The sequence below is a fragment of the Pseudomonas sp. MF09156 genome (assembly GCF_059862305.1).
This window is the reverse complement of record NZ_JCBCUR010000003.1, coordinates 490,271-516,279: the sequence shown is the minus strand read 5'-3', so window position 1 is coordinate 516,279 and position 26,009 is coordinate 490,271. Positions and strand designations below refer to the sequence as shown.

The window sequence follows — 26,009 nt, the reverse complement described above, 5'->3', positions numbered from 1 at the left end:
CGCAAAAGGAGCCTGCATGGGCGGTCCCACCTCAACAGTTATTTGTGGCGTTGCCCTGCTGGCATTGCTGAGCGGCTGTGGCCAGCAAAAGCCTGAACCCAAGGCCCATTCCAGGGTGTTTGTGCAAACCGTGCAGCCGACCGATTTCGCGGCGGCGGTGACCCTTACCGGGGATATCCAGGCGCGGGTGCAGACCGATTTGTCGTTTCGCGTGGGCGGCAAGATTATCCAGCGCATGGTGGATGTGGGCGACCGCGTGACGGCCCGGCAAGTGCTGGCCAGGCTCGATCCCAAGGATTTGCAGACCAACGTCGATTCCGCCCAGGCCCAGGTGGTGGCGGAACAGGCGCGGGTCAAACAGACGGCGGCGGCCTTTGTGCGCCAGGAGAAACTCCTGCCCAAGGGCTACACCAGCCGCAGCGAGTACGACGCGGCCGAGGCCGCCTTGCGCAGCAGCCAAAGTGCCCTGGCGGCGGCGCAGGCGCAGTTGGCCAACGCCCGCGAGCAGTTGGGCTACACCGCCCTCATCGCCGAAGCGCCGGGGGTGATTACCGCGCGCCAGGCCGAAGTCGGCCAGGTGGTACAGGCCACCGTGCCGATTTTCAGCCTGGCCCGTGACGGCGAGCGCGACGCGGTATTCAACGTCTACGAATCGCTGCTGGCGGAGCCACCGCCGGATGCGCCAATCACCGTCAGCCTGCTGGATAACCCGAGCATCAAGGCCGTGGGCCGGGTGCGTGAAGTGACCCCGGCCGTTGCGGCCAGCAGCGGCACGGTGCAGGTGAAGATCGCCCTGGAGGCCTTGCCCAAGGGCATGCAACTGGGTTCGGTGGTCAGCGCCACCGCCAACGGGCAAGCCAAGGCCAGCATCGAACTGCCTTGGGCTGCACTGACCAAGGATCTCAGCGAGCCCGCCGTGTGGCTGGTGGATGGCGACGGCAAGGCGCAATTACACAAGGTCACTGTCGCGCGCTACCTGACCGGCAAGGTGATCATCAGCGATGGCCTCAAGGGCGGCGAAAAAGTCGTAGTGGCCGGTGGGCAATTGTTGCATCCAGGCATGGTGGTGGAGATCGCCCAGGCGCCGGACCAGGCCCAGGCCAAGGGCGTGCAGCCATGAAGCACCTGACGCTGATCCTCGCCAGCAGCCTGTTGCTGATCGCCTGTTCCAAGGAAGAGCCGGCGCCGGAGCCTATAAGGCCGGTGCTCTGGGTCGAGGTGAAGGCCGAAGACCAGGCTCACCTCGGGCGCTTTGCCGGCAGCATCCAGGCGCGTTATGAAAGCAACCTGGGTTTCCGGGTGCCAGGGCGCATCGCCCGGCGCGCGGTGGATGTGGGGGCCGAAGTCGAAAAAGGCGCCTTGCTGGCGGTGCTCGACCCCACCGACCAGCAGAACCAACTGCGCGCCGCCCAGGGCGACCTGGCGCGGATCCAGGCGCAATTTATCAACGCCCAGGCCAATGCGCGGCGCCAGCAGGAGTTGTTCAACCGTGGCGTCGGCGCCCAGGCGCAACTGGACATTGCCCAGACCGACCTGAAAACTACCCAGGCCTCCCTCGACCAGGCCAAGGCCTCGGTGGACCAGGCCAAGGACCAGCTCAACTACGCCGAGTTGCGCACTGACCACGGTGGCATCGTCACCGCCTGGAATGCCGAGGCCGGCCAGGTGGTCAGCGCCGGCCAGCAAGTAGTGACCCTGGCCCGTCCGGATATCAAGGAAGCGGTGATCGACCTGCCCGCCGGCCTCGCCGAGCGTCTGCCGCCGGATGTGGTGTTCCTGGTGGCCAGCCAGTTGGACCCCAGCATCAACACCACCGCCACCGTGCGCGAGATCGAGCCCCAGGCACAAAGCGCAACCCGCACCCGTCGCGCGCGCCTGACCCTGGCCCAGACGCCCCCGGCGTTCCGGTTGGGCACGGCGATCAGTGTGACCTTGAGTTCGGCCATCGCACCACGCATCGAGTTGCCCGCCAGCGCGGTGCAGGATGTCGAGGGCAAGGCCCGCATCTGGGTCATCGATATGCAGCAGCAGACCGTGCAACCCCGTGAGGTGACCCTGGTCAGCCGTGATGCCAGCAGTGTCGTGCTCAACGGCGGCGTGCAGCCTGGCGAGCGGGTGGTCAGCGCCGGCGTCAACAGCCTCAAACCCGGACAAAAAGTCAAAACCGACGAGGACAGCCCGCGATGAAAGGGAGCTTCAACTTATCCGACTGGGCACTCAAGCATCAGTCCTTCGTCTGGTACCTGATGTTCGTTGCGCTGCTGATGGGCGTGTTTTCCTACATGAACCTGGGACGCGAGGAGGATCCGTCCTTCACCATCAAGACCATGGTGATCCAGACCCGCTGGCCGGGCGCGACCCAGGAAGAAACCCTCAAGCAGGTCACCGACCGCATCGAGAAAAAGCTCGAAGAGCTGGACTCCCTGGACTATGTGAAAAGCTACACCCGGCCCGGTGAATCCACGGTTTTTGTGTTCCTCAAGGACACCACCAGCGCCAAGGCGATCCCCGAGATCTGGTACCAGGTGCGCAAGAAAATCGACGACATTCGCGGCACCTTCCCCCAGGGCTTGCAGGGACCGTCGTTCAACGACGAGTTCGGTGATGTGTTTGGCTCGGTGTATGCCTTTACCGCCGATGGCATGTCGATGCGCCAGTTGCGCGACTACGTCGAGCAGGTGCGCGCCGAAATCCGGGCGGTGCCGGGGCTGGGCAAGGTCGAGATGATCGGCCAGCAGGACGAAGTGATTTACCTGAATTTTTCCACGCGCAAACTGGCCGCCCTGGGGATTGACCAGCGCCAAGTGGTGCAGAGCCTGCAAGCGCAGAACGCGGTGACCCCGGCCGGGGTGATCGAGGCCGGGCCGGAGCGGATTTCGGTGCGTACCTCCGGGCAATTCGCCTCGGAAAAGGATCTGGCTGATGTCAACCTGCGGCTCAATGACCGCTTCTACCGCCTGGCGGATATCGCGGATATCAGCCGTGGCTATGTGGATCCGGCGCGGCCGATGTTTCGTTTCAACGGCCAGCAAGCCATTGGCCTGGCCATCGCCATGCAGAAGGGCGGCAATATCCAGGAATTCGGCAAGGCCCTGCACCAGCGCATGGACGAGCTGACTGCCGACCTGCCGGTGGGCATCGGCGTGCACAAGGTGTCGGACCAGGCAGAGGTGGTGGAAGAGGCCGTCGGCGGCTTCACCAGTGCGCTGTTCGAAGCGGTGATCATCGTGCTGGTGGTGAGCTTTATCAGCCTGGGCCTGCGTGCCGGGTTGGTGGTGGCGTGCTCGATCCCGCTGGTGCTGGCACTGGTGTTTGTGTTTATGGAGTACAGCGGCATCACCATGCAGCGGGTGTCGCTGGGTGCGTTGATCATCGCCCTCGGTTTGCTGGTGGATGACGCGATGATCACCGTGGAAATGATGATCACGCGCCTGGAAAAAGGCGAAACCCTGGAACAGGCCGCGACCTACGCCTACACCTCCACCGCGTTCCCCATGCTCACCGGCACCCTGGTGACCGTGGCCGGCTTCGTGCCGATTGGCCTCAATGCCAGCTCGGCCGGCGAATACACCTTCACCCTGTTTGCGGTGATTGCGGTGGCGATGCTGGTGTCGTGGGTGGTGGCCGTGTTGTTTGCGCCGGTGATTGGCGTGCATATCCTCAGCAGTAAGGTCAAACCCCACAGTGAAGAGCCGGGGCGGATCGGGCGGGTGTTCAACGCCGGTATGCTGTGGGCCATGCGCAACCGCTGGTGGGCGATTGGCCTGACGGTGCTGCTGTTCGTGGCGTCGGTGTTTTCCATGCAGTTTGTGCAGAACCAGTTTTTCCCGTCGTCGGATCGCCCGGAAATCCTCGTCGACCTCAACCTGCCGCAAAACGCCTCGATCAACGAAACCCGCAAGGCCGTGGATCGGCTTGAGGCAATCATCAAGGACGACCCCGACATCGCACGCTGGAGCACCTATATCGGCCAAGGGGCGATCCGTTTCTACCTGCCCCTGGACCAGCAACTGGAGAACCCGTACTACGCGCAGTTAGTGATTGTCAGCAAGGGCCTGGAGGAGCGCGGCGCGTTGATCGAGCGCCTGCAAAAACGTTTGCGCGATGACTTCGTGGGCGTCGGCAGTTTTGTCCAACCCCTGGAAATGGGCCCGCCGGTCGGGCGGCCGATCCAGTACCGGGTGTCTGGCAAGGACATCGACCAGGTGCGCAAACACGCCATCGAACTGGCGACGTTGCTGGATAAAAATACGCACCTGGGCGAGATCATCTATGACTGGAACGAGCCGGGCAAAGTGCTGCGGGTCGATATCGCCCAGGACAAGGCGCGCCAGCTTGGGCTGTCGTCCGAAGACGTGGCGCAGTTGATGAACAGCGTGGTCAGCGGCTCGGCCGTGACCCAGGTACACGACGATATCTACCTGATCAACGTGGTCGGCCGCGCCGAAGACGCCGAGCGCGGCACCCCGGAAACCTTGCAGAACCTGCAGATCGTCACCCCCAGCGGCACCTCGATCCCATTGCTGGCCTTTGCCACCGTGCGCTACGAGTTGGAGCAGCCGCTGGTGTGGCGCCGTGATCGCAAGCCGACCATCACCATCAAGGCCGCCGTGCGCGACGAGATGCAGCCGACCGACCTGGTCAAGCAGCTCAAGCCTGAAATCGAGAAATTCAGCGCCGGCTTGCCGGTGGGCTACACGGTCGCTACCGGTGGCACCGTGGAGGAAAGCGGCAAGGCCCAGGGCCCGATTGCCAGTGTGGTGCCGTTGATGCTGTTCTTGATGGCGACCTTCCTGATGATCCAGTTGCACAGCGTGCAGAAAATGTTCTTGGTGGCCAGCGTGGCCCCACTGGGCCTGATCGGCGTGGTGTTGGCGCTGATTCCCACGGGCACGCCCATGGGCTTTGTGGCGATCCTGGGGATCCTGGCGTTGATCGGTATCATCATCCGCAACTCGGTGATCCTGGTGACCCAGATCGACGCCTACGAGCGTGATGGCTACACACCGTGGGAGGCGGTGGTGCAGGCCACCGAACACCGGCGCCGGCCGATCCTGCTGACGGCGGCGGCCGCCAGCCTGGGCATGATCCCCATCGCCCGGGAAGTGTTCTGGGGGCCGATGGCCTACGCGATGATCGGCGGCATCATCATCGCCACCCTGCTGACGCTGCTGTTTTTGCCGGCGTTGTATGTGGCCTGGTACAAAATTCGCGAGCCCGCGTAGGAGTCGGCCAGCCGGCTCCTACAGCGCGGTAGGGGCCGTGGGAAACGTCTCAAAGTCCTAATGGGGCGTTTCTCAGGTAACCAATTGTTTTACCCTCCAGGCTTTCACTTGTGTGAAGGTCTTTGCCATGCCTCGTTGTCTGCGCCTTACCTTAATGGTTTGCATGCTACTGCTCTCACCCCTGGCGGTTGCCGGCACCGTGCTGGAAAACGCCCAATGGCGTATCGAACTCGACGCGGCGACCCTGGCTGTACGCGTTACCCCCGCTGGCGGCGAACCGGTACTGGCCTCAAGCGGCGTGGCGGCCCATGAGGTCAGCCAGTTGCAACAGGCCGATCAACAGGCCAACTGGCAATGGGACAAGGGGGCCTATCACCTGAGCGCCACTCTGGAGCAGCGCGACCTGATCCTTAGCGTCACCGCACGCGAGGCTGCTGAACTGGACATCCTCCGGCAACCGGCCAGCGCCATGGGCAAGGGTTTGATCTGGCCGCTCGCCGAGGGGCATTACATCCCCGCCGGCAATCGCCTGTGGCAAGACTTCCTGCTCGATTACGGCGATGTGAACAGCACCCAAGACCTCAGCCTGCCGTTATGGGGCGTCGACCACGCCAGCTTTACCCTCAACTGGCTGCTGACCAACCCCTACAACAATCGCTTGCAGTGGCATGCCGAGGGCCAGCGCCTGGGCTTGACGTTGCGCCATGAGTTCACCGCCCTGGACCCTGGCGCACCGATGACACTGCGCCTGAACCTGGGCGAAGCCGACTTGCTGGCCGGTGCCAAGCGCTATCGCCAGTGGCTGGTGGAGCAGGGCCTTTACGAGCCGTTGGCGCAAAAGCTGCAACGCCTGCCTGACGGCGAAAAACTGCTGGGTGCCAGCCATGTGTACCTGTGGGGCAACGACCTGCTGGGCCTTGGTGATGTACGCGATTGGCAGCAGCTACGCACATTGCTGCGCGCGGCTGATGGGTTGGGCGCGCAACTCAGGGGCCTGCTTGACCCGCAGGCGACGCAGGTGGTGCACGTCACCCAGCCGTTTCTGGATCGTTACCAGCAAGCCGTGTTGTTAAGAGGGCTCAACGCGGCCCTCGACAAAAAGGCGCGCCAGGGCTGGCAAGCCAAGACCGAGCCCGATATGCAGGCCCTCGCCGAAGGCTATGGGGTGGTCCGTCAGGCATTGGCGCAGGAGTTTGCCAGCGCCTTGACCGCGCCCCCCGAAACCTGGGGTAGCACCTTATCCGCCAAAACTATAAAGACCCTGCAAGACAGTGGCCTACCACGCTTGCTATTGACCCTGGGCGAAGGCTGGGAGGGCGGGCTCTGGCACCCTGAGGCGGTACGCAAGGGTGTCGAGGCCGGGTACTTGATGGCGCCTTATGATTCCTATGAAACCGCGCTGGCGGACACGGAGAACCCCGACTGGACCACCGCGCACCTGGGCAGCCGGGCGTACCGCGACTGCGCGATCATGTTGAAAAATGGCCAGCTCAAGACCGGCTTCCAGAAGTCCGGGCACTACACCGACCCGCGTTGCGTGCGCCCGCTGCTGCAGGCACGGGTGACAGCGGTGCAGGCCAGGGCCGGGTTCAATGCCTGGTTTCTCGATGCCTACGCCACCGGCATGCTGTTTGACAGCTATCGCTCGGTACTGGGCATGACCCAGGCGCAGAACGCCGAGGGCAATATCGACGCGGCGCGCTGGATTGGTAGCCACCTCCAGTTGCCGGTGGGCTCCGAAGACGGCAATGCCACCACCGCCCGCGGCGTGTTGTTCGCCCATGGCATGCAAACCCCGGTCATGGGCTGGGGCGACCGCGAGATGACCCAGGACAAGCAATCGCCTTACTACGTGGGCGCCTGGTATCCACCGGAGGAACCGGCGGTGTTCTTCAAGCGCGTGCCGCTCAAAGAGCCGCTGCGCAGCGTGTACTTTGCCCCGGCGATGCGCCTGCCGCTGTATCAGGCGGTGTTCCATGGCTCGGTCATTACCAGCCATCACTGGCTGTTCGACAGCCTGAAGCTGAGCAATGTGCAGGCGGAAAACGAGTTGACCCAGCTGCTTTACAACGTGCCGCCGCTCTATCACTTGAGCGCCGCTACCTTGAAGCAACGCTTGCCGATGATCCAGCGTCAGGATGGGTTTTTCCGCCCGTTGCATGAGCGTCTGGCGACCCAGGCAATGACGGATTTTCGCTGGCTGAGCAACGACCGGCTGGTGCAGCAGACCACGTTTACCGATGGCACGCGGTTGGTGGCCAACTTTGCGCAGGAGCAGAGGGACGGGTATCCGGGGCGGAGTGTGACGGCGTGGGTGGTGGGTGAAAGTCCGGTGGTGTATCAGGTGGATCAGCAGCGCCCTTGAGTTCATCGCGGGCAAGCCCGCTCCCACAGGGGGGGGCTCGACCAGGCAGGGAGCTCTGGACACACCACAAAACAATGTGGGAGCTGGCTTGCCTGCGATGGCGGTATGTCAGCCACCAAAGATAGTGCCTGTACTACTGCCATCGCGGGCAAGCCCGCTCCCACAGGGGGGCTCGACCAGGCAGGGAATTCTGGACACACCACAAAACAATGTGGGAGCTGGCTTGCCTGCGATGGCGGTATGTCAGCCACCAAAGATAGTGCCTGTACTACCGCCATCGCGGGCAAGCCCGCTCCCACAGGGGGGGCTCGACCAGGCAGGGAGTTCTGGACACACCACAAAACCAATGTGGGAGCTGGCTTGCCTGCGATGGCGGTATGTCAGCCACCAAAGATAGTGCCTGTACTACCGCCATCGCGGGCAAGCCCGCTTCCACAGGGGTTCTCGATCAGGCAGGGAATTCTGGACGCACCACAAAACCAATGTGGGAGCTGGCTTGTCGGGTCGCCGCATCGCTGCGATAGCGTCCGCTCAGACAACCTCTACCTTACGCCACACACTGGCCAACCAGGGCTGCTGCTCGCGCGGCAGCCCCGCCGGGCGATAGTAGTGCTCCAACTCCACAAACCCCGCCGCCGCCAGCAGCGCCTGCCAGGCCGCAAGGTCGTGATACGAGCCATAACGCGGCCCGTTCCAGCCCTCCTGGTTTTGCCCCCTGGGATTGGAGCTGAACAACACCCCGCCCGGTTTCAGCGCAGCATGCAGTTGCTGGAGAATGCGCGGCAACTCCTGCTTGGGGATATGGAACAGCACCGCATTGGCAAAAATCCCGTCGAAGCGCGCGGCCGGCAGATCCAGCTTGAGGAAGTCCTGCTGCAGTACCTCGCAGCCGCTGTCCTGGCGCGCCATCTGCGCGAAACGCTCGGCGCCATCCAGGCCTACGGCGATATGCCCAAGCCGGGTGAAGGTCTGCAAATCCCGCCCCGGCCCGCAGCCGAAGTCCAGCACGGTAAACGGTGCGGGCGCCTGGATATGCCGCAGCAGTGCGTCGATGTTCTGGCTTACATCATGGTCGCGGGTGCCTTCGCGAAAGTCCTCGGCCACCTGGTTGTAGTGGCCCAGGGTGGTGGAGGTGATCTGGTCGAGGTCGTCGGGGGCGAGTTTCATGGCAGTCGGCACCAGGGCAAAGAAAGGTGCCGACTATACCTCAGCGCTTGTTCAGCCCGCGCGCCAGGCGATCGCCGCCCAGTTGGATCGCGGCCACCAGCAGAACCAGCAATACAATCACCGTGAGCATGATCTGGCTGTCAAAACGCTGGTAACCGTAGCGGTAGGCAATATCCCCCAGGCCACCGGCGCCGATCGCCCCGGCCATGGCCGACGAGTTGATCATGGTCACCAGGGTAATGGTGAACCCGCCGACGATCCCCGGCAGCGCTTCCGGCAACAGCACATGCCAGACGATATGCCAGCGCCGGCAGCCCATGGCCTGGGCGGCTTCGATCAGGCCATGGTCGACCTCGCGCAGGCTGACCTCGGCGATTCGCGCAAAGAATGGCGTGGCGGCGATGGTCAGCGGCACCACGGCGGCCCATACGCCGTAGGTGGTGCCGACGATCAGGCGGGTGAACGGGATCAGCGCCACCATCAGAATCAGGAAGGGGATGGAGCGGAACAGGTTGACGAACGCCCCCAGTACCCGGTTCAACGCGGGGGCCTGGTAGATGCCGCCCTTGTCGCTGGTGACCAGGAACACCGCCAGCGGGATGCCCACCAACAGCGCGATCAACGACGACACCCCGACCATCAACAAGGTGTCGATGGCGCCCTGCAATAAACGATCAAACCACATAGCCCAGCACCTCGGCCTGTTGTGCCCAGCGCTCGGCGCGGGTGCGTAATGTATCGGGATCCAGGGTGGAGTCGCTCACCGCCAGCAGCAACTGCCCCAGAGCGTGGCCCTGGATGCGCTCGACCCCGCCTTGCAGCAGGCGCACGCGCCCACCCAGAGCGCCGAACAGTGCGGCGAGGTCCGGTTCATCCGCGCTGGCGCCGGTAAATTGCAGGCGCAGCACCACGGCCGCCTGCGCCGACGGCGGCGTGGCCTGCAAACGCTTTTGCAGCTCATCGGGCAAGCCATGTTGCAGGGGCGCCAGCAGGGTTTTGCTGACCTCATGCCTGGGGTTGCCAAACACTTCCCACACCGGCCCTTGCTCGACGATCCGCCCGTGTTCCAGCACCACCACGCGGTCGCAGATTTCGCGGATCACCGCCATCTCGTGGGTGATCAGCACGATGGTCAGGCCCAGGCGCCGGTTGATCTCGCGCAACAGGCCGAGGATCGACTGGGTGGTTTCCGGGTCCAGGGCCGAGGTGGCTTCGTCGCACAGCAGGATCTGCGGGTCGTGTACCAGCGAGCGGGCGATGCCTACCCGTTGCTTCTGCCCGCCGGACAACTGCGCCGGGTAGGCCTTGTGCTTGTCTTGCAAGCCCACCAGCTCCAGCAGTTCGCGGACTTTTTGTGCGCGCTGTGGCTTGGGCACACCGGCGACTTTCAGCGGCAGCTCGACGTTCTGCCACACGGTCTTGGCCGACATCAGGTTGAAGTGCTGGAAAATCATGCCGATGCGCCTGCGCAGGGCCACCAGGCGGTCTTCGTCGAACTCGCCGATATCCACCTGGTCGATCAGCACCCGGCCGCTGCTGGGTTGCTCCAGGCGGTTGATGGTGCGGATCAGCGACGACTTGCCGGCGCCACTGCGGCCGATGATGCCGAACACTTCGCCGTGCTGGATCGCCAGGTCAATGCCTTGCAGCGCATGCACCGTGCCGTCATAGGTTTTGCCCAGGTTGATAAAACGCACATGGGCGCGGTTGAGGTCTGGGTGCAGTTCGGTCTGCCGGGCGTCCCTGGGCGGTGTGCCCAGGTCGCGCAGTTGGCTGTTGGCGGCGCTCATGTTCAGCCTTCCCAACCGACTTGGTACAGCGTGCCGAGGGATTTATCCAGGGCAGCACGCACCACCGGCGAATGCTGGTAGATCTCGACGAACTTGATCACCCGCGGGTCGGTTGTGCCTTTGGGCTGGGTCACGAACTGGATCACGTATTCCGGGTGGTCGAGGCCGTCGAACAGCAGCGCCGACTCGGCATTGAAAGTCTTGGACAGGCGGATGTAGGCCGGGTAGCCCTGCACCAGGTCGGCATCGTCATAGGCGCGTACCAGCTGCACTGCTTCGACTTGCAGGATCTTGAGCTTTTTCGGGTTGGCGACGATGTCTTCTTCGGTGGCCTTGTAGCCCACGCCCGGCTTGAGGGTGATCAAGCCCGCCTTGGCCAGCAGTTGCAGGCCGCGCCCGCTGTTGATCGGGTCGTTGGCGATGGCCACGCTGGCGCCCTGGGGCAGCTCATCGAAGCTTTTGTATTTTTTCGAGTACAGGCCGACGTTGTTGATGATCCCCGGCTTGAACGGCACCAGGTCAAAACCGGCGGCGGCCTTGGCGTTTTCCAGGAACGGAATGTGCTGGAAGTAATTCACGTCGATATCGCCGGCGGCGAGGCTGACGTTGGGCGCGATCCAGTCGGTGAACTCCACCAGCTCGACTTTCAGGCCCTGTTTGCCGGCCTCTTCGACGGCGGCTTCCAGGGGGATGGCGAAGGCCGCCGTGGTGCCGACTTTCAGCGGCGCATCGGCGGCAAACACCGCCGAGCTGAACAGGCCGAGGGCCAGGGCCAGTGCTTTGACTGGGTGGGACAGCAGTGTTTTTTTCATGGTCGATTTCCAGTCATAAGGTGTGGGGAAAAACAACGAAGATCTAATGTGGGAGCTGGCTTGCCTGCGATAACGGTGTGTCAGTGCCAACTGCATCAACTGGCACACCGTTATCGCAGGCAAGCCAGCTCCCACATTTTTGGTTTAGTGGCGGTAGTGAGAGCCGGTGTGTTGTTCGGGTAAGCGAGCATCGCGGTGGAACACTTTCTCGCGCAGCGTCCCGCTCTCATAAGCGGTCTTGTACGACCCCCGTTTTTGCAACTCCGGAATCACCAACTCGATGAAATCCACATAGCTCTCCGGCGTAACAATGCGCGTCAGGTTGAAGCCATCCAGGCCGGTCTCGCTGATCCAGGATTCCAGCTCATCAGCCACCTGCGCGGGTGAGCCCACCAGGGTGATATAGCGCCCGCCCAACGCGTGTTGCTCCAACAACTTGCGACGGGTCCAGTCGTTGTTCTGCAAGGCTTTGGTGGCCGATTGGATCGCGTTGCTCTTCACGTACTGGATGGGTTCATCCAGCTCGTATTGCGAGAAGTCGATGGCGGTGGAGGCGCTGAAATGCGCCACCCCGGCCTCGGCGCTGGCGTAGCTCAGGTACTCGGCATGCTTGGCCCAGGCCAGTGCCTCGGTGGCGCCGACAATCACGTTGAGGCCCATGAACACCTTGATATCGTCCGGGTTGCGCCCGGCCTCGACCGCGCTGGCGCGCACCTTGTCCACTTGCACCTTGGTCGCGGCCTTGTTCTGCCCGCTGATGAACACGCACTCGGCATGGCGCCCGGCGAACAGCAGGCCGCGCTCCGAACTGCCGGCCTGGAACAACACTGGCGTGCGCTGCGGCGACGGCTCGCACAGGTGATAACCCTCCACCTGATAGAACTCGCCGTGGTGCTCGACCTTGTGCACCTTGCCCGGTTGGGCATAGATCCGTTGTTGCGGGTCGTTGAGTACCGCGTCGTCTTCCCAACTGCCTTCCCACAGCTTGTACAGCACCTCCAGGTACTCGTCGGCCTGGTCGTAGCGCCGGTCATGTTCGACCTGCTCGGTGAGGCCCATGGCCTTGGCGGCGCTGTCCAGATAGCCGGTGACGATGTTCCAGCCCACCCGGCCACGGCTCAGGTGATCGAGGGTGGACATGCGCCGGGCGAACAGATACGGCGGCTCGTAAGTCAGGTTGGCGGTCAGGCCGAAGCCGAGGTTTTTCGTCACCGCAGCCATGGCCGAGACCAGCAGCAGCGGGTCGTTGACCGGCAGTTGGATCGACTCCTTGAGCGGCACATCGACCGAGCCTTGATAGACGTCGTACACGCCAACGATGTCGGCGATAAACAAGCCGTCGAATAGCCCGCGCTCCAGCAGTTGCGCCAGTTCGGTCCAGTATTCGACGCTCTTGTACTGGGTCGAGGTATCCCGTGGGTGCGTCCACAGGCCATGGTTGATATGCCCGATGCAGTTCATGTTGAAGGCATTGAGCAGGATCTTTTTCTTCGCCATCAGATGGTCCCCCGCAGCGGCGGGTTTTCATCGTTGAGGTAATAATTGCCGACTGCGTGGTACTTCCAGCGCACCGGGTCGTGCAGGGTGTGCACCCGGGCGTTGCGCCAGTGGCGGTCCAGGCCATGTTCGGCGAGGGTTGCCTGGCTGCCGGCGAGTTCAAACAGGGTGCTGCCGGCGGCCAGGGAAATCTCGGTGCTCAGGGCGCGTGCTTCGGCCACGGCGATCGATGCCGCAGCGACGGTGTGTGCGGTGCTGTCGGCCTGGGCGCGGTCGAGGAATTCGCCGGAGCGCTCCAGCAGGGCTTCGGTGGCGTGCAGGCGGACGCTCAGGTGGCCGAAGCTTTTCAGGGTCAGCGGGTCTTCGCTGGCCTTGTCATTGCCCGAGTCGATCCATGGGCGGGTCTTGGTGCGCACAAAATGCAGGGCGTCTTCAAAGGCCGCGCGGGCGATGCCGGTGTCGATGGCCGCGTGAAGGATCTGCGCCAGCGGGCCTACTGTGGTCGGGCGCTCGAAGGCGCTCTGGAACGGGATCACGTCTTCGGCGGCGACCCACACATTGTCGAACACCACCGAGCCGCTGCCGGTGGTGCGCTGGCCAAAGCCGCTCCAGTCGTCGATCACCGTCAGGCCCTGGCTGTCATGCGGCACGAAGGCCAGTTGCTGCACGCCGAGTTCATCCACCACCGAGGTGGGAATGCGCTGGGCGTAGATCGCGCCGGTGGCGTAGAACTTGCGGCCGCTGATGCGAAATCCGTCGCCCTCGCGCACAAGTTTCGTCACCCGGTCATGGGCGGTCTTGGTGCCCAGTTCCGCCAGGGCATTGCCAAAGCGCTGGCCGGCCAGCACCTCGGCGTACAGGCGTTGTTGCTGCGCCGGGCTGCCATTTACGCGCAGCACTTCCAGGGCATAGAAATGGTTTTGCGGAATCTGCCCCAACGAGGCATCGGCCTGGGCGATCAGGGCAATGACCTTGGCCAGGGTGACGTTGGATACGCCAGCGCCGCCGTATGCCTTGGGTACGCTGATGCCCCACAGGCCGGAGCGGGAAAAGGCTTCCAGCTCGGCGTGTGGCAGGCGGCGTTCGCGGTCGCGCAGGGCGCTGTCGCGGCGAAAGTCTTCGGCCAGGTCGCTGGCGACAATCAGGGCTTGCTCGTCGCTGGTGATGACCGCGACGGGATGGGAAAGCGTCATGTTTTTCTCCAGATGTCTGGTCGTCAGATCCAGGAATGCCGGGCCGGCAATGTTCCGTTGAGGTGCCAGGCGCCCACCGCGTGATATTTCCAGCGCACTGGGTCGTGCAAGGTGTGCACCCGTGCATTGCGCCAGTGACGGTCGAGGTTGAATTCGGCGAGGGTGGCGCGGCTGCCGGCCAGTTCGAAGAGCTTCTCGCTGACCAGCAGCGAGACTTCGGTGGTCAGCACCTTGGCTTGCGCCACGGCAATCGAAGCCCGGGCGGCGGAGTGTTCGGTGATGGGCGCGGCGCTGACCTGGTCCAGCACCTGGCCGGCCTTGCGCAGCAGGGCTTCGGCGGCATGCAGTTCGATTTTCAGCTTGCCGATGTCGGCAATCACATAGAGGTCGTCGCTGGCCCGTTCGACCTTGGCGTCGATCCACGGCCGCGAGCGTTCGCGGACAAAACTGATGGTGTCGTCGAGGGCGCCACGGGCGATACCGGCGTCGATGGCGGCCTGGATCAATTGCGAGACCGCGCCCTGGATGCCTGGGGTCTGCCCCAGGCGCCAGGTCGGCACCACCAGGTCGGCATCTACCGGCACGTTGTTCAGCAGCACGGTGCCGCTGGCGGTGGTGCGTTGGCCAAAGCCCGACCAGTCATCGACGATACGCAATCCCGGGGTGCCACGCCGTACAAAAGCCATGACCTGGCGGCCTTCGTCGTCCAGGGCCTTGACCGCGACCCAATGGGCAAACAGTGCGCCGGTGGAGTAGAACTTCTGGCCGTTGATGACAAAGCCGTCACCCTCGGCGCTGATCCGGGCCTTCAAATCCAGGGTATTTTTAGTGCCGCGTTCCGGCCCGCCGTTGCCGATGCGCCAGCCGTCGAGGACGCTTTGGAACAGCTGCTTTTTCTGTTCCTGGCTGGCGGCGCCTTGCAGCACGTGGAGGATGCCGAAGTGGTTCTGCGGGATCTGCCCCAGGGCCGGGTCGACGGCGCTGATAATCGCGAACACTTCGGCCAGGGTCACAAACGACACTTGTGGGCCACCGTATTCGCGGGGGATGGAAATGCTGCCCAGGCCGCTGCGGGTGAACTGTTCGATTTCCGCCCAAGGCAGTTTGCGCTGGCGGTCACGCAGGCCGGCTTGCAGGCGGGCGGCCTGGGCAAGCTCGTGAGCGGCGGCGAGGGCTTCACTGTCGTTGCGCAGCACCTTGGCGGGCAGTAGCAGCGGGGCGATATCCAGATCGCTCTGGAGGGGCGATTGCGCCAAGTTAGACATCGGTGCGCCCCTGCGTGGCTACACGTAATGCCCTGGCGTTGTGCACCGGGGTAATTTTGACCATACCTACCTCACATCCGTGGAAAAGCTAAAAAATCAGGAATGTCCGGTGGTCCGGTGCATATACCCTAAGCGTGTTTATTTTTTAAATAAACTAACTTTTAGGAATATGCATAGAAGGTCTGTCACCCCGGCTCGCACGGTGAGCCAGGACGCCGTGGCTGGTACACCGACAAGGGCTCGGCCGGGCCTGGGGCTTTGGCCTGGGCGATGCTCACGATGCGCCCGGGCGCCCACCGCGAGTTGTTGCCCACGCGGTCGATCACGCAGTAGGTGACCTCCTGGCGCGCGTCGTCCCCCGCTTCGAGGATCAGCGTCGAAGGCACCCAAACCTGCACGGGCCGCCCCACCCCGGTGGGGTGGATGGGGGGCAGGTCCAGGCGCGCATCGCCCCAGCGCAGGGTGATTGCATCTCCGGCGGCCATGTTCAGGTAGGGCTCGATGGTCAATGGCACGCCCCGGCGGATCTGGCTGGGGTTGACGCCATGGCGGCGGATGGTTTCAGGCAGGCCCACGGGGGCCAGGTTCTGGTTTTCTGCGCCACACAGCACCGATGGAGGGCCGCCCGGGCAGGCGGTCTTGACCTGCACCCGGGTAATCATCGAGCGCGCCGGGCCGCGCCCCACTTGCATGACCCGGTAGTGAATCCGTGCGGCACCATTTTGCACAAAGCTTTCCGGTACCCGCAGGCTGCTGGGCTGGCCGATATCGGCGGCGCTCACGCGCTTGGAGGCGGCAAAGCAGTTGTTCCAGAACAGCTCGATCAAGTCGCCCTTGCCCATGTCCGGGTAGGGGGCGATATCGACCTGCAAATAGGTGGCGGCCTGCGCGTTGATACCTTGTTTGAGAGCCTGGGGCACTGTCGGCGCGGCGAGCATGGCCAGGGGGGGAATGTGCTTCATAAATAATCTCCTTGATGCAGCCAGCAGCGATCGTTCCGAACCTCAGGCATGGGGTTCGAAAGGAACGTTTTTTTGAAAAGCCAGGATAGGATCCAATCCAGTGGGCCCTAGATAAGAGGGTTGGCCAGGGGGCGTCAATGGAGGCAAAAGGCTAAACGGCGGGTTGGGGATTATTCAGAAGGGTCTTACTGATGGCTGCTATTAAAGGCGGCTTTGATAGGCGCTTTGCCCAATGATTACGGGGACTTTTCCGAAAGGGAGGATACATGTGGGAGCCGGCAAGCCGGCTCCTACAAGGGCAGGGTCAGTGGGTGAGGAATTTGCTGAGGAACTGTCGGGTGCGTTCTTCTTTGGGGTTGGCAAACAACGCCTTGGCGTCGCCTTGCTCGACGATGACGCCCTTGTCGAAAAAGACCACGCGGTTGGCCACGTCCCGGGCAAAACTCATTTCGTGGGTGACGATGACCATGGTGCGGTTCTCTTCGGCAAGGCTGCGGATGGTCGCCAGTACTTCGCCCACCAGCTCCGGGTCGAGGGCCGAGGTCGGCTCATCGAACAGGATCACTTCCGGCTCCATCGCCAAGGCCCGGGCAATGGCCACCCGTTGCTGCTGGCCACCGGACAGGCGCCGTGGATAGGCGTCTTCCTTGCCTGCCAGGCCGACCTTGGCCAGCAGGGCCCGCCCGAGACGGTCGGCGGCGTCGCGCGGCATCTTCTTGACCACCAGGGGGCCTTCGATGACGTTTTCCAGGGCGGTGCGATGGGGGAACAGGTTGAAGTTCTGGAACACAAAGCCCACATGCTGGCGCAGGCGCCGCACCAGGGCCTGTTGCTGGTTGAGCGGACGGCTGCCGTCGATCTCGATGTCGCCGACCTTGATCCGGCCGCTGGTGGGTTCTTCGAGGAAATTCAGGCAGCGCAGGAAGGTGGTCTTGCCGGAGCCGCTGGGGCCAATGATGGCGACAACTTCGCCTTCCTTGACCTCCAGGTCGATCCCATTGAGCACCACCTGACCCTTGAATTGTTTGGTCAGTTTTTCAACCACGATCATGCTTCAAGACTCCAGGTCATGCCGGTTGACCCGGTCTTCCAGGCGGTTCTGAAAATGCGCCAGGATGCTTGCCAGGACCCAGTAGACCAGGGCCGCAGACAGGTACATGGTGAAAATTTCGAAGGTGCGCGCCGATACCAATTGGGCCTGGCGGAACAGCTCGGGCACCTGGATGGTGGCGGCCAGCGCCGTGTCCTTGACCAGCGAAATAAAACTATTGCCCAAGGGCGGCAGGGCCGTGCGCATCGCCTGCGGCAGGATGGCCCGGCGCAGGGTCTGCGCGCGGGTCATGCCGATACTGGCGGCAGCTTCCCACTGGCCACGCTCGATGGAGCCGATGGCCGCGCGCAGGATTTCACAGGCGTAGGCGGCCATGTTCAGCGAGAAGCCGATCATCGCCGCCGGGATCGGGTCCAGCTCGATACCCACTTGCGGCAAGCCGTAGTAGATCAAAAACAGCTGCACCAGCAACGGCGTGCCGCGAAAGAACGAGACATAGACCCTGGCCGTCCAGCTCAACAGCTTGAAGCGCGACAGGCGCATCAAGGCCAGGCCGAAGCCCAGCAGCAAGCCGAAAAACATCCCGCCGAGGCTGAGGATCACCGTGTAATACGCGCCCTTGAGCAAAAAGGGCGCGGAGTCGAGCGCGAGTTGGAAACCTGCTTCCATTATTGAGTGACGTCAGCGTTGAAGTATTTCTCGGACAGCTTCTTCAAAGTGCCGTCGGCGCGCAGTTTATCGAGAGCTTGGTTGACCACCTCAAGCAGCTCAGGCTCGCCTTTGCGCAGGGCAATCCCTGATTCCTGGCGGGAGAAGGCGTCACCGGCAGCGGCAGTGTCCTTGGCTTTTTTCGCATATTCCAGGGCCGCCAGGCGGTCGATCAGAATCGCGTCGATACGGCCGATGCGCAGGTCCTGGAACTTGGTCGGGTCGTCGTTATAGGTCTTGATGATGGCTTTGGGTTGGTTGTCCTTGAGCCATTGTTCGTAGTTGGTGCCAAGGCCCACCCCGACTTTCTTGCCGGCCAGGTCGTCGGCGGTCTTGATGGTGTCGACGTTTTTCGCCAGGGTCAGCGCCTGGATCCCGGAGACGGTGTAGGGCTTGGAGAAATCGTATTTTTTCTTGCGCTCTTCGGAGATCGTCACCTGGTTGACCACCGCGTCGAGGCGCTTGGATTCCAGGGCCGCGAGGATGCCGTCCCACGGGGTGGCCTGCAGCTTGACCTTGACGCCCAGCTCCTTGGCCAGGGCTTCGGACAGCTCGACTTCAAAGCCGCTGAGCTTGCCGTCTTCATCGACGAAGCTGAACGGCGGGTAGGTGCCTTCCAGGCCGATCTTGATCTCGCCGGCCTTCTTGATATTGCCCAGCTGTTCGCCGGCAACCGCCTGGCCCAACAACCCGGCGCCAAGGGCCAGGCCCAAAGTGCCAACCAGCAACGTACGACGCAATACAGAAATAGTCATGACAAGCCCCTGTGCTTTTTATGGTGTGCGAAGCAGGTGACGCAGTGGTCGTATCCTGCCCTAAAAACGCGGTGTGTGGGAGCGCGACTATAGGGCGAGTTTTAAAGCGTTAAAAATAATATAAATTAAGTTTTATATTCCATTTTTGCATATCAGGTGCAGATTCAATGTGTCCAGTCAGAACACTGAATCATAGGCAAACAACGCCGGCGCCCCCCCGGTGTGCAGGAAGATGATCGGGCCTTCCCCGAACGCGTCGCGACCGATGCCATCGAGCAACCCGGCCATGGCCTTGCCGGTGTAGACCGGGTCCAGCAACAGGCCTTCCTGACTCGCCAGCAGCTTGATTGCCGCCAGGGTTCCGGCGTTGGGCTCGCCATAGCGCGGGGCGAAGTATTCGTCCCACAAAATCACTTTGAACGCGTCGGGTACCGCCACCCCCAGCAATTGCGCCGTGCGTTCGGCCAGGCCTTGGACCTTGGGCCGTTGCGCCTCGTCGGTGCGCGACACGGTGACGCCAATCACCGGCAAGTCCGGCAGCACTTCGCTCAACGCCAGGGCCAGGCCGCTGTGGGTGCCGGCGCTGCCGGAGGCCAGGACCACCGCCGCAAACTGCAGGCCGCTGTCCTGGATCTGCCCGGCCAATTCCAGCCCGGCCCGCACATAGCCCAGGGCACCCAGGGCGTTGGAGCCGCCGATTGGCACCAGATAGGGGGTCTTGCCGTTGCTGCGCAGGCGTTCGGCCAGGGCGTGGAGTTGCTCGTCGGCGTTGTCCAGGTTTTCGACCAGTTCGACCTTGGCGTCGAACAACTCGACCAACAAGCGGTTGCCGTTGCCCAGGTAGTTGGGGTCGTCGGTGCCCGTGGGGTTTTCCAGCAGGGCGACACAGCCCAGGCCCAGCTTGGCGGCGAGGGCTGCGGTCTGGCGCACATGGTTGGACTGGATCGCGCCGGCGGTGATCAGCGTATCGGCGCCCTGGGCCAGGGCATCGGCGGCGAGGTATTCGAGCTTGCGCAGTTTGTTGCCGCCCATGGCCAGCGGCGTGGTGTCGTCGCGCTTGACGTAGATATCACGGCCCAGCCAGGTCGACAGTCGTTCGAGTTTTTCCAGGGCGGTGGCGCCACCCAGTAGTTCCAGACGGTTAAAACGCTCGAGCTGTTGTTTGATCATGGTTACGCACGGGTAATAGAAGATGGGAGGGACTATAGGCAGGGCTTTTTGCGCGGGCAACCGCCAGTTGCTTATGCCAGAACGTTATGAGCATCGCACCATTGGTTATTAAGAGCGGCCCGGTTGCATACCGTAAAGTGATGGCCATTACCTCAGGAGGGATTACCGTGAGCGAGCGTTCCAGTCATTGGCAATTACAGACCATCGTCAGCCAGTTGCGCGGCGCCCGGGATCAGTGGCGTACGCGCAACGGCCGGGTCAGCGGCGAGCAGGGCGGTCGCGAGTTACCTTCCCGTGATGCGATGGCGCAGATTCTTGAAGCGCTGTGCGGCGCACTGTTCCCCATGCGCCTGGGGCCGGTGGATTTGCGCGAGGAGAGTGAGGATTTCTACGTCGGCCATACCCTCGATGTGGCGCTCAATGCCCTGCTCGCCCAGGCACGCCTGGAGTTGCGCTATGCCGCACGCCAAGGCGGCCGGGCCGATAATGAAGTCGATGCATTGGCCATTCGCCTGATCCAGGATTTTGCCCTGGCCTTGCCGGCGCTGCGCAGCCTGTTGGACACCGATGTGCTGGCGGCCTATCACGGCGACCCGGCCGCGCGCAGTGTGGATGAGGTGTTGCTGTGCTATCCGGGGATCCTCGCGGTGATCCACCATCGCCTGGCCCACCATTTGTATCGCGCCGGGCTGCCTTTGCTCGCGCGGATCAGCGCGGAAATCGCCCATTCGGCGACCGGCATCGATATTCACCCCGGTGCGCAGATCGGCCCGAGTTTCTTTATCGACCACGGCACGGGTGTGGTGATTGGCGAGACGGCGATCATTGGTGAGCGGGTGCGCATTTATCAAGCGGTGACCCTGGGCGCCAAGCGTTTCCCGGCGGATGAGGACGGGCAGTTGCAGAAGGGCCATCCACGGCACCCGATTGTCGAGGACGATGTGGTGATTTACGCCGGGGCGACGATCCTGGGGCGGATCACCATCGGCCAGGGCTCGACCATTGGCGGCAACGTGTGGCTGACGCGCAGCGTGCCGGCGGGGGCGAACATCACGCAGGCGAATTTGCAGCATGATGATGGGACGCAGAAGTAGTGACGACCTAATGTGGGAGCGGGCTTGTGTGGGAGCAGGCTTGCCCGCGATGGCGGTAGGCCAGTCAAATGCCGCTAACCTGACACTCCAAGCTATCGCGGGCAAGCCCGCTCCCACAGGGGATAGCATTTCAATTTAGGTAAGCAATCGCTGAACGTTTTGCCTCTCCCATCCGTCATACCCTTCCTTGAGCTAGTGTAGGAATTACCTACCACTCAGCCCTGCGATTAGTCCCAGACCGCCTATCCATGTTTAACTTGAACGTTCGTTCAAGTTAAACCGGTGGTTCGCTGCCCGCTCACAACAGGAGGCTTACCTTTGCTGAGTCCGTTTTATACAGCCACATCCCACACCCTCGAGGTGCACGGTTCATGAGTGCATCGTCTGTCCCTCCAAGCGGCCTGGTGCGCATGAATGCGCCGGTGTTTTACTTCGCCGCCAGCTTCATCCTGCTGTTTGGTGTCACCGTAATCGCGATCCCCGAACAGGCCGGCGCCTGGTTGCTGGCCGCGCAAAACTGGGCGGCCAATACGGTCGGCTGGTACTACATGCTGGCGATGACCCTGTATCTGGTCTTCGTGGTGGTCACCGCGTTGTCTGGCTACGGCAAGATCAAACTCGGTGCCGACCACGACGAGCCCGAATTCAGTTACCTGTCCTGGGCCGGCATGCTGTTTGCCGCCGGGATCAGCATCACGCTGTTTTTCTTCTGCGTCTCGGAACCCTTGACCCACCTGGTGCAACCGCCCCAGGGCGAGGCCTTGAACGCCGACGCGGCGCGCCAGGCCATGCAGGTGCTGTTCCTGCATTGGGGCCTGCATGGCTGGGGGGTATTTGCGTTTGTCGGCATGGCCCTGGCGTACTTCGCCTACCGGCATAACCTGCCGCTGGCCTTGCGTTCGGCGCTGTATCCGCTGATCGGCAAGCGCATCAATGGCCCCATCGGCTACGCGGTGGATGGCTTCGGCATTATCGCCACGGTGTTCGGCCTGGGGGCTGACATGGGCTTTGGGGTGCTGCACCTCAACTCGGGCCTGGACTACCTGTTTGGCATCGCCCACACCCAATGGATCCAGGTCGGCCTGATCACCCTGATGATGGGCGCGGCGATCCTGGTTGCGGTGGCCGGTGTCGACAAGGGCGTGCGGGTCATGTCCGACATCAACATGCTGCTGGCCTGTGCGCTGCTGCTGTTTGTGTTGTTCGCCGGGCCCACCCAGCATTTGCTCAACACCCTGATCCAGAACATCGGTGACTACCTTGGCGCGTTGCCGAGCAAGAGTTTTGATGTGTACGCCTACGACAAGCCCAGCGACTGGCTGGGCGGTTGGACGGTGTTCTACTGGGCCTGGTGGATCGCCTGGTCGCCGTTCGTGGGCCTGTTCATCGCACGGATCTCCCGTGGTCGCACCATCCGCGAGTTCGTCTTTGGCGTACTGCTGATCCCGCTGGGCTTCACCCTGGCGTGGATGTCGATCTTCGGCAACAGCGCGATTGACCAGGTGCTCAACCACGGCATGGTTGCCCTGGGTCAGTCGGCCATCGACGACCCGTCGATGAGCCTGTACCTGCTGCTGGAAACCTACCCGTGGAGCAAGACCGTGATCGCCGTCACGGTGTTTATCAGCTTTGTGTTCTTTGTCACTTCGGCCGACTCCGGCACCGTGGTGCTGTCGACCCTGTCGTCCAAGGGCGGCAACGCCGATGAAGACGGGCCCAAGTGGCTGCGGGTGTTCTGGGGCGCGATGACGGCGCTGGTGACCAGCGCCTTGCTGTTTGCCGGTAGCATCGACTCGCTCAAGTCCGCGGTGGTGCTGACTTCGCTGCCGTTCTCGATGATCCTGCTGTTGATGATGTGGGGGCTGCACAAGGCGTTCTACCTCGAATCCCAGAAGCAGATCGCCCAACTGCACTCCCTGGCCCCGGTGTCGGCATCACGCAAGGGCCGTGGCGGCTGGCGCCAGCGCTTGAGCCAGGCGGTGCATTTCCCTTCACGGGACGAGGTCTACCGCTTCCTCGAAACCACGGTCCGCCCGGCGATTGAAGAAGTGACCGCCGTGTTTGTCGAGAAGGGCCTGAACGTGGTCACCCAGCCCGACCCGTCCAACGACAGCGTCAGCCTGGAAATCGGCCACGGCGAAGAGCATCCGTTTGTCTACCAGGTGCAGATGCGCGGCTACTTCACGCCGTCCTTTGCCCGTGGCGGCATGGGTTCCAAAGAGATGAACAACCGTCGCTACTACCGCGCCGAAGTGCACTTGAGCGAGGGCAGCCAGGACTACGACCTGGTGGGCTACACCAAGGAGCAGATCATCAACGACATCCTCGACCAGTACGAGCGGCACTTGCAGTTCCTGCATTTGGTCCGCTGAACAAACGGTAGGAGCGAGCTTGCTCGCGAAGATCGCCAACGAAAACGCGGGGCATCTGATGCCCCGCAGCGTCTTTGGGTTTTTCGCGAGCAAGCTCGCTCCTACAAGGGTTTGTTAGAAGGGGACGTCACCCAGAATCGTCGCCCGGTGCATCACTCGCCGCTGTGGGCGGTAGTCGTCCACGGCGTAGTGCTGGGTCACGCGGTTGTCCCAGAAGGCCACGTCGTTGGCTTGCCAGCGCCAGCGGATGGTGAATTCCGGCCGGGTGGCGTGGGCGAACAGCAGCTTGAGGATGACTTCGCTTTCGGCCGGCTCCAGTTCGTTGATCCGGGTGGTGAAGCCCTCACTGACAAACAGCGATTTGCGCCCGCTGACCGGGTGGGTGCGGATCACCGGGTGGGACAGTGGCGGGTTCTTTCTGCGGGCCTCCTCCCAGCGGGCCAGGTCTTCGGCGGTGTTGCCGTAACGCTCCAGAGGGAACGAGCGGGTGAAGTCATGGGTTGCCGTCAGGCCGGTCAAAAAAGCCTTCATCGGTTCTGACAACGCATCAAAGGCCGCGATACCGCTGGCCCACAGTGTGTCACCGCCAAAGGCTGGCAGCAGCTTGGCGCTGAGTACTGCGCCCAGGGCCGGGGTGGGCAGGAAGGTCACGTCGGTGTGCCAGATGGCGTTGTCGCGCACGTCAGTGACGGCAGTGTCGAGCACCAGCACTTCTGGCTGCTCGGGCACGTTGGGGTAGATCGGGTGAATGTGCAGGTCACCGAAATTCGCCGCGAAGCGCGCTTGCTGCTGCGGGGTGATCGGCTGGTCGCGAAAGAACAGCACCGAATGCTGGAGCAACGCCTGCTCGATGGCGTCGCGCTGTTCGAGGTTCAGCGGCTGGCTGATATCGACGCCACTGATCTGGGCGCCCAGGGCGGTGCTTAAAGGGGTAACGGTCAGGCGGCTCATGTTGTTCTCTTCTTAGTGTGCCTGGCCATGCCACGGCACCAATTTACGCTGCAGGGCGCGCAGGCCCATTTCCATGGCAAAGGCGATCAGCGCGATCACCAGGATGCCCAGCACCACCACATCGGTCACCAGAAACTGCGCCGCCGACTGCACCATGAACCCCAGGCCGCTGGTAGCTGCGATCAACTCGGCGGCCACCAGGGTCGACCAACCCACACCCAGGCCGATGCGCACACCGGTGAGAATGTCGGGCAGGGCGCTGGGCAGAATCACATGGCGAATCAACTGCGCCCGGGTGGCGCCCAAAGACTGTGCTGCGCGCAATTTGGCCGGGTCGACCGTGCGTACGCCGGTGGCGGTGGCGATGGCAATCGGGGCGAAGATCGCCAGGTAGATCAGCAACACCTTGGACAGCTCGCCGATGCCGCACCAGATCACGATCAACGGCAGATAGGCCAGCGGCGGGATCGGCCGGTAGAACTCGATCAGCGGGTCGAGAATGCCGCGGGCGATGCGGTTGGCGCCGATGGCAATGCCGATCGGCACGGCAGTTAGCACCGCAAAGCCCAGGCCCAGGCCGATACGCCCAAGGCTGGCGCCCAGGTGCTGCCAGAGGGTGGAATCCATATAGCCGCTGGTCGCCAGCAGCCAGCCTTTTTGCAGCACGGCAGACGGTGGCGGCAGGAACAGCGGCTCGATCAGCCCGCTGGCGGTCACGGCCCACCACAGCGCCAGCAGCGCAACCAGGGTCAGCAGGCTGATCCAGCGCGTGCTCAGGCTGCGGCGCAACGGCGGGGTGATTGGGTTGGCGGCGGTGGCCGGGATTTCATAGCTGCTCATGCGTACACCTGCCGTTGCGAGAACACTTTGCCCAGCACATGTTCGCGGGTTTCGATAAACCGTGGGTCGGACTTGATCGCGCGGGCCGGCTCGCCGGCCGCGTAACGCTGGCCGAAATCCAGGCTCAGGCGCTCGACGATTTGCCCGGGGTTGGGTGCCAGCAAAATCAGGTCAGTGGCGAGGAAGACCGCTTCTTCGATGTCGTGGGTGATCAGGAACACCGGCTTGGCCGTGCGCCGCCAGACTTGCAGCAGCAGCTCCTGCATCTGTTCGCGGGTGAAGGCATCGAGGGCGCCGAAGGGTTCGTCCATCAGCAGCACCCGTGGGTCGGCCGCCAGGGCGCGGGCCAGGCCGACGCGTTGTTTCTGCCCGCCAGACAGCTGCCAGATGCGCCGGCTGTCAAAGCCGGCCAGGTCCACCAGGGCGAGCATTTCCCGGGCGCGGACTTGCCGCTGGGCCTTGGGCACGCCGGCCAGCTCCAGGCCGAAGCCGACATTGGCCAGCACATCCTGCCAGGGCAGCAAGGCATCGTCCTGGAACACCACGCCGCGCTCGGCACTCGGGCCTTGGACGGGCACGCCATCTAGGGTGATGCGCCCGGCGCTGGGTTCGACGAAGCCGGCAATCAGGTTCAACAGCGAAGTCTTGCCACTGCCGGAAGGGCCGAGGGCCACCAGCAATTGCTGGGGGCCAAGGGTCAGGGAAATGTCCGCCAGCACGGGCGTGGTCGCGCCTGGGTACTGTGCGCTGATGCGCTCCAGCTGTAGCAAGGCCATCGCGGTGAACTCCTGA

At 63.1% G+C, this 26,009-nt stretch carries 21 protein-coding genes; 6 read left to right on the top strand and 15 right to left on the bottom strand.

All coding sequences use genetic code 11. From position 1 onward, the window contains the following. Window positions 1–16 precede the first annotated feature (16 nt). The 4 genes from AC19YY_RS11365 to AC19YY_RS11350 all read left to right on the top strand — a co-directional run bounded on the left by AC19YY_RS11365 (window position 17) and on the right by AC19YY_RS11350 (window position 7,590). On the top strand, window positions 17–1,120 hold the full coding sequence (locus tag AC19YY_RS11365; RefSeq protein WP_500604187.1) for an efflux RND transporter periplasmic adaptor subunit: 1,104 nt from the start codon (window positions 17–19) through the stop codon (window positions 1,118–1,120). Next, window positions 1,117–2,187, top strand: coding sequence for an efflux RND transporter periplasmic adaptor subunit (locus tag AC19YY_RS11360; RefSeq protein ID WP_500604186.1), 1,071 nt, complete (start codon window positions 1,117–1,119; stop codon window positions 2,185–2,187). Before AC19YY_RS11365 ends, AC19YY_RS11360 begins: the two co-directional genes overlap by 4 nt. Beyond that, on the top strand, window positions 2,184–5,225 hold the full coding sequence (locus AC19YY_RS11355; protein ID WP_500604185.1) for an efflux RND transporter permease subunit: 3,042 nt from the start codon (window positions 2,184–2,186) through the stop codon (window positions 5,223–5,225). The genes AC19YY_RS11360 and AC19YY_RS11355 overlap by 4 nt, the downstream gene beginning before the upstream one ends. Before the next feature lie 127 nt (window positions 5,226–5,352). Continuing rightward, on the top strand, window positions 5,353–7,590 hold the full coding sequence (locus AC19YY_RS11350) for a glycoside hydrolase (RefSeq protein ID WP_500604184.1): 2,238 nt from the start codon (window positions 5,353–5,355) through the stop codon (window positions 7,588–7,590). Between the two features lie 531 nt (window positions 7,591–8,121). Here AC19YY_RS11350 and AC19YY_RS11345 read toward each other — a convergent pair. The 12 genes from AC19YY_RS11345 to AC19YY_RS11290 form a co-directional block, all read right to left on the bottom strand. Next, on the bottom strand, window positions 8,122–8,757 hold the full coding sequence (locus AC19YY_RS11345) for a class I SAM-dependent methyltransferase (RefSeq protein WP_170042327.1): 636 nt from the start codon (window positions 8,755–8,757) through the stop codon (window positions 8,122–8,124). Between the two features lie 40 nt (window positions 8,758–8,797). Then, window positions 8,798–9,442, bottom strand: coding sequence for a methionine ABC transporter permease (locus AC19YY_RS11340; protein ID WP_169953913.1), 645 nt, complete (start codon window positions 9,440–9,442; stop codon window positions 8,798–8,800). Further along, window positions 9,432–10,547 (bottom strand): methionine ABC transporter ATP-binding protein, encoded by a 1,116-nt coding sequence (locus AC19YY_RS11335; protein WP_500604183.1) that lies wholly within the window; start codon window positions 10,545–10,547, stop codon window positions 9,432–9,434. The genes AC19YY_RS11340 and AC19YY_RS11335 overlap by 11 nt, the downstream gene beginning before the upstream one ends. Window positions 10,548–10,549: 2 nt before the next feature. After that, a complete protein-coding gene (locus AC19YY_RS11330; RefSeq protein WP_169953911.1) occupies window positions 10,550–11,359 on the bottom strand; it encodes a MetQ/NlpA family ABC transporter substrate-binding protein in 810 nt (269 codons plus the stop codon). 144 nt (window positions 11,360–11,503) lie between these two features. Then, window positions 11,504–12,856: an LLM class flavin-dependent oxidoreductase gene (locus AC19YY_RS11325; RefSeq protein WP_170042330.1), complete on the bottom strand. Its 1,353-nt coding sequence runs from the start codon at window positions 12,854–12,856 to the stop codon at window positions 11,504–11,506. Then, window positions 12,856–14,049, bottom strand: a complete 1,194-nt coding sequence (locus tag AC19YY_RS11320) for an SfnB family sulfur acquisition oxidoreductase (RefSeq protein ID WP_169953909.1) — start codon at window positions 14,047–14,049, stop codon at window positions 12,856–12,858. The genes AC19YY_RS11325 and AC19YY_RS11320 overlap by 1 nt, the downstream gene beginning before the upstream one ends. A 23-nt stretch (window positions 14,050–14,072) precedes the next feature. Then, window positions 14,073–15,314, bottom strand: coding sequence for an SfnB family sulfur acquisition oxidoreductase (locus tag AC19YY_RS11315; RefSeq protein WP_172312436.1), 1,242 nt, complete (start codon window positions 15,312–15,314; stop codon window positions 14,073–14,075). Between the two features lie 185 nt (window positions 15,315–15,499). Further along, window positions 15,500–16,276 carry a hypothetical protein gene (locus AC19YY_RS11310; RefSeq protein ID WP_500604182.1) on the bottom strand — a complete coding sequence of 259 codons (777 nt, stop codon included), beginning with the start codon at window positions 16,274–16,276 and terminating at the stop codon, window positions 15,500–15,502. Between the two features lie 304 nt (window positions 16,277–16,580). After that, a complete protein-coding gene (gene tcyN, locus AC19YY_RS11305; protein WP_169953906.1) occupies window positions 16,581–17,327 on the bottom strand; it encodes an L-cystine ABC transporter ATP-binding protein TcyN in 747 nt (248 codons plus the stop codon). A 3-nt stretch (window positions 17,328–17,330) separates the two neighbouring features. After that, the gene (gene tcyL / locus AC19YY_RS11300; RefSeq protein ID WP_169953905.1) at window positions 17,331–17,996 is read right to left on the bottom strand and encodes a cystine ABC transporter permease; all 666 of its coding nucleotides are present in this window, start codon (window positions 17,994–17,996) and stop codon (window positions 17,331–17,333) included. Further along, complete coding sequence (gene tcyJ / locus AC19YY_RS11295) at window positions 17,996–18,790, bottom strand: cystine ABC transporter substrate-binding protein (RefSeq protein WP_500604181.1); 795 nt, start codon at window positions 18,788–18,790, stop codon at window positions 17,996–17,998. Before tcyJ ends, tcyL begins: the two co-directional genes overlap by 1 nt. A 177-nt stretch (window positions 18,791–18,967) precedes the next feature. Continuing rightward, entirely contained in the window at window positions 18,968–19,960 is a 993-nt protein-coding gene (locus AC19YY_RS11290) for a D-cysteine desulfhydrase (protein ID WP_500604180.1), read from the bottom strand. 167 nt (window positions 19,961–20,127) lie between these two features. Between AC19YY_RS11290 and epsC the strand changes: the two genes are divergently transcribed. Together epsC and betT are read left to right on the top strand one after the other, a co-directional pair. Next, window positions 20,128–21,054: a serine O-acetyltransferase EpsC gene (gene epsC, locus AC19YY_RS11285; RefSeq protein ID WP_170042334.1), complete on the top strand. Its 927-nt coding sequence runs from the start codon at window positions 20,128–20,130 to the stop codon at window positions 21,052–21,054. Between the two features lie 410 nt (window positions 21,055–21,464). Continuing rightward, window positions 21,465–23,426, top strand: a complete 1,962-nt coding sequence (gene betT, locus AC19YY_RS11280; RefSeq protein ID WP_170042557.1) for a choline transporter BetT — start codon at window positions 21,465–21,467, stop codon at window positions 23,424–23,426. A gap of 114 nt (window positions 23,427–23,540) precedes the next feature. On the opposite strand, the gene tauD is transcribed toward betT, so the two are convergent. From tauD to tauB, 3 genes are read right to left on the bottom strand one after another with little or no spacing between them, the layout of a single operon-like run. Beyond that, entirely contained in the window at window positions 23,541–24,377 is an 837-nt protein-coding gene (gene tauD / locus AC19YY_RS11275; protein WP_170042335.1) for a taurine dioxygenase, read from the bottom strand. Window positions 24,378–24,389: 12 nt separating this feature from the next. Next, on the bottom strand, window positions 24,390–25,217 hold the full coding sequence (gene tauC / locus AC19YY_RS11270; protein WP_169953900.1) for a taurine ABC transporter permease TauC: 828 nt from the start codon (window positions 25,215–25,217) through the stop codon (window positions 24,390–24,392). Then, entirely contained in the window at window positions 25,214–25,993 is a 780-nt protein-coding gene (gene tauB / locus AC19YY_RS11265; RefSeq protein ID WP_170058173.1) for a taurine ABC transporter ATP-binding subunit, read from the bottom strand. The genes tauC and tauB overlap by 4 nt, the downstream gene beginning before the upstream one ends. Window positions 25,994–26,009 lie beyond the last annotated feature (16 nt).

Coding starts and splice junctions, on each gene's coding strand:
- tcyN (WP_169953906.1), bottom strand. CDS start 17,327: ATGATCGTGGTTGAAAAACTGACCAAACAATTCAAGGGTCAGGTGGTG.
- tauB (WP_170058173.1), bottom strand. CDS start 25,993: ATGGCCTTGCTACAGCTGGAGCGCATCAGCGCACAGTACCCAGGCGCG.
- AC19YY_RS11335 (WP_500604183.1), bottom strand. CDS start 10,547: ATGAGCGCCGCCAACAGCCAACTGCGCGACCTGGGCACACCGCCCAGG.
- AC19YY_RS11290 (WP_500604180.1), bottom strand. CDS start 19,960: ATGATCAAACAACAGCTCGAGCGTTTTAACCGTCTGGAACTACTGGGT.
- AC19YY_RS11345 (WP_170042327.1), bottom strand. CDS start 8,757: ATGAAACTCGCCCCCGACGACCTCGACCAGATCACCTCCACCACCCTG.
- AC19YY_RS11320 (WP_169953909.1), bottom strand. CDS start 14,049: ATGACGCTTTCCCATCCCGTCGCGGTCATCACCAGCGACGAGCAAGCC.
- AC19YY_RS11365 (WP_500604187.1), top strand. CDS start 17: ATGGGCGGTCCCACCTCAACAGTTATTTGTGGCGTTGCCCTGCTGGCA.
- AC19YY_RS11310 (WP_500604182.1), bottom strand. CDS start 16,276: ATGAAGCACATTCCCCCCCTGGCCATGCTCGCCGCGCCGACAGTGCCC.
- tauD (WP_170042335.1), bottom strand. CDS start 24,377: ATGAGCCGCCTGACCGTTACCCCTTTAAGCACCGCCCTGGGCGCCCAG.
- AC19YY_RS11350 (WP_500604184.1), top strand. CDS start 5,353: ATGCCTCGTTGTCTGCGCCTTACCTTAATGGTTTGCATGCTACTGCTC.
- AC19YY_RS11360 (WP_500604186.1), top strand. CDS start 1,117: ATGAAGCACCTGACGCTGATCCTCGCCAGCAGCCTGTTGCTGATCGCC.
- AC19YY_RS11340 (WP_169953913.1), bottom strand. CDS start 9,442: ATGTGGTTTGATCGTTTATTGCAGGGCGCCATCGACACCTTGTTGATG.
- tcyJ (WP_500604181.1), bottom strand. CDS start 18,790: ATGACTATTTCTGTATTGCGTCGTACGTTGCTGGTTGGCACTTTGGGC.
- tcyL (WP_169953905.1), bottom strand. CDS start 17,996: ATGGAAGCAGGTTTCCAACTCGCGCTCGACTCCGCGCCCTTTTTGCTC.
- tauC (WP_169953900.1), bottom strand. CDS start 25,217: ATGAGCAGCTATGAAATCCCGGCCACCGCCGCCAACCCAATCACCCCG.
- betT (WP_170042557.1), top strand. CDS start 21,465: ATGAATGCGCCGGTGTTTTACTTCGCCGCCAGCTTCATCCTGCTGTTT.
- AC19YY_RS11315 (WP_172312436.1), bottom strand. CDS start 15,314: ATGTCTAACTTGGCGCAATCGCCCCTCCAGAGCGATCTGGATATCGCC.
- AC19YY_RS11355 (WP_500604185.1), top strand. CDS start 2,184: ATGAAAGGGAGCTTCAACTTATCCGACTGGGCACTCAAGCATCAGTCC.
- AC19YY_RS11330 (WP_169953911.1), bottom strand. CDS start 11,359: ATGAAAAAAACACTGCTGTCCCACCCAGTCAAAGCACTGGCCCTGGCC.
- AC19YY_RS11325 (WP_170042330.1), bottom strand. CDS start 12,856: ATGGCGAAGAAAAAGATCCTGCTCAATGCCTTCAACATGAACTGCATC.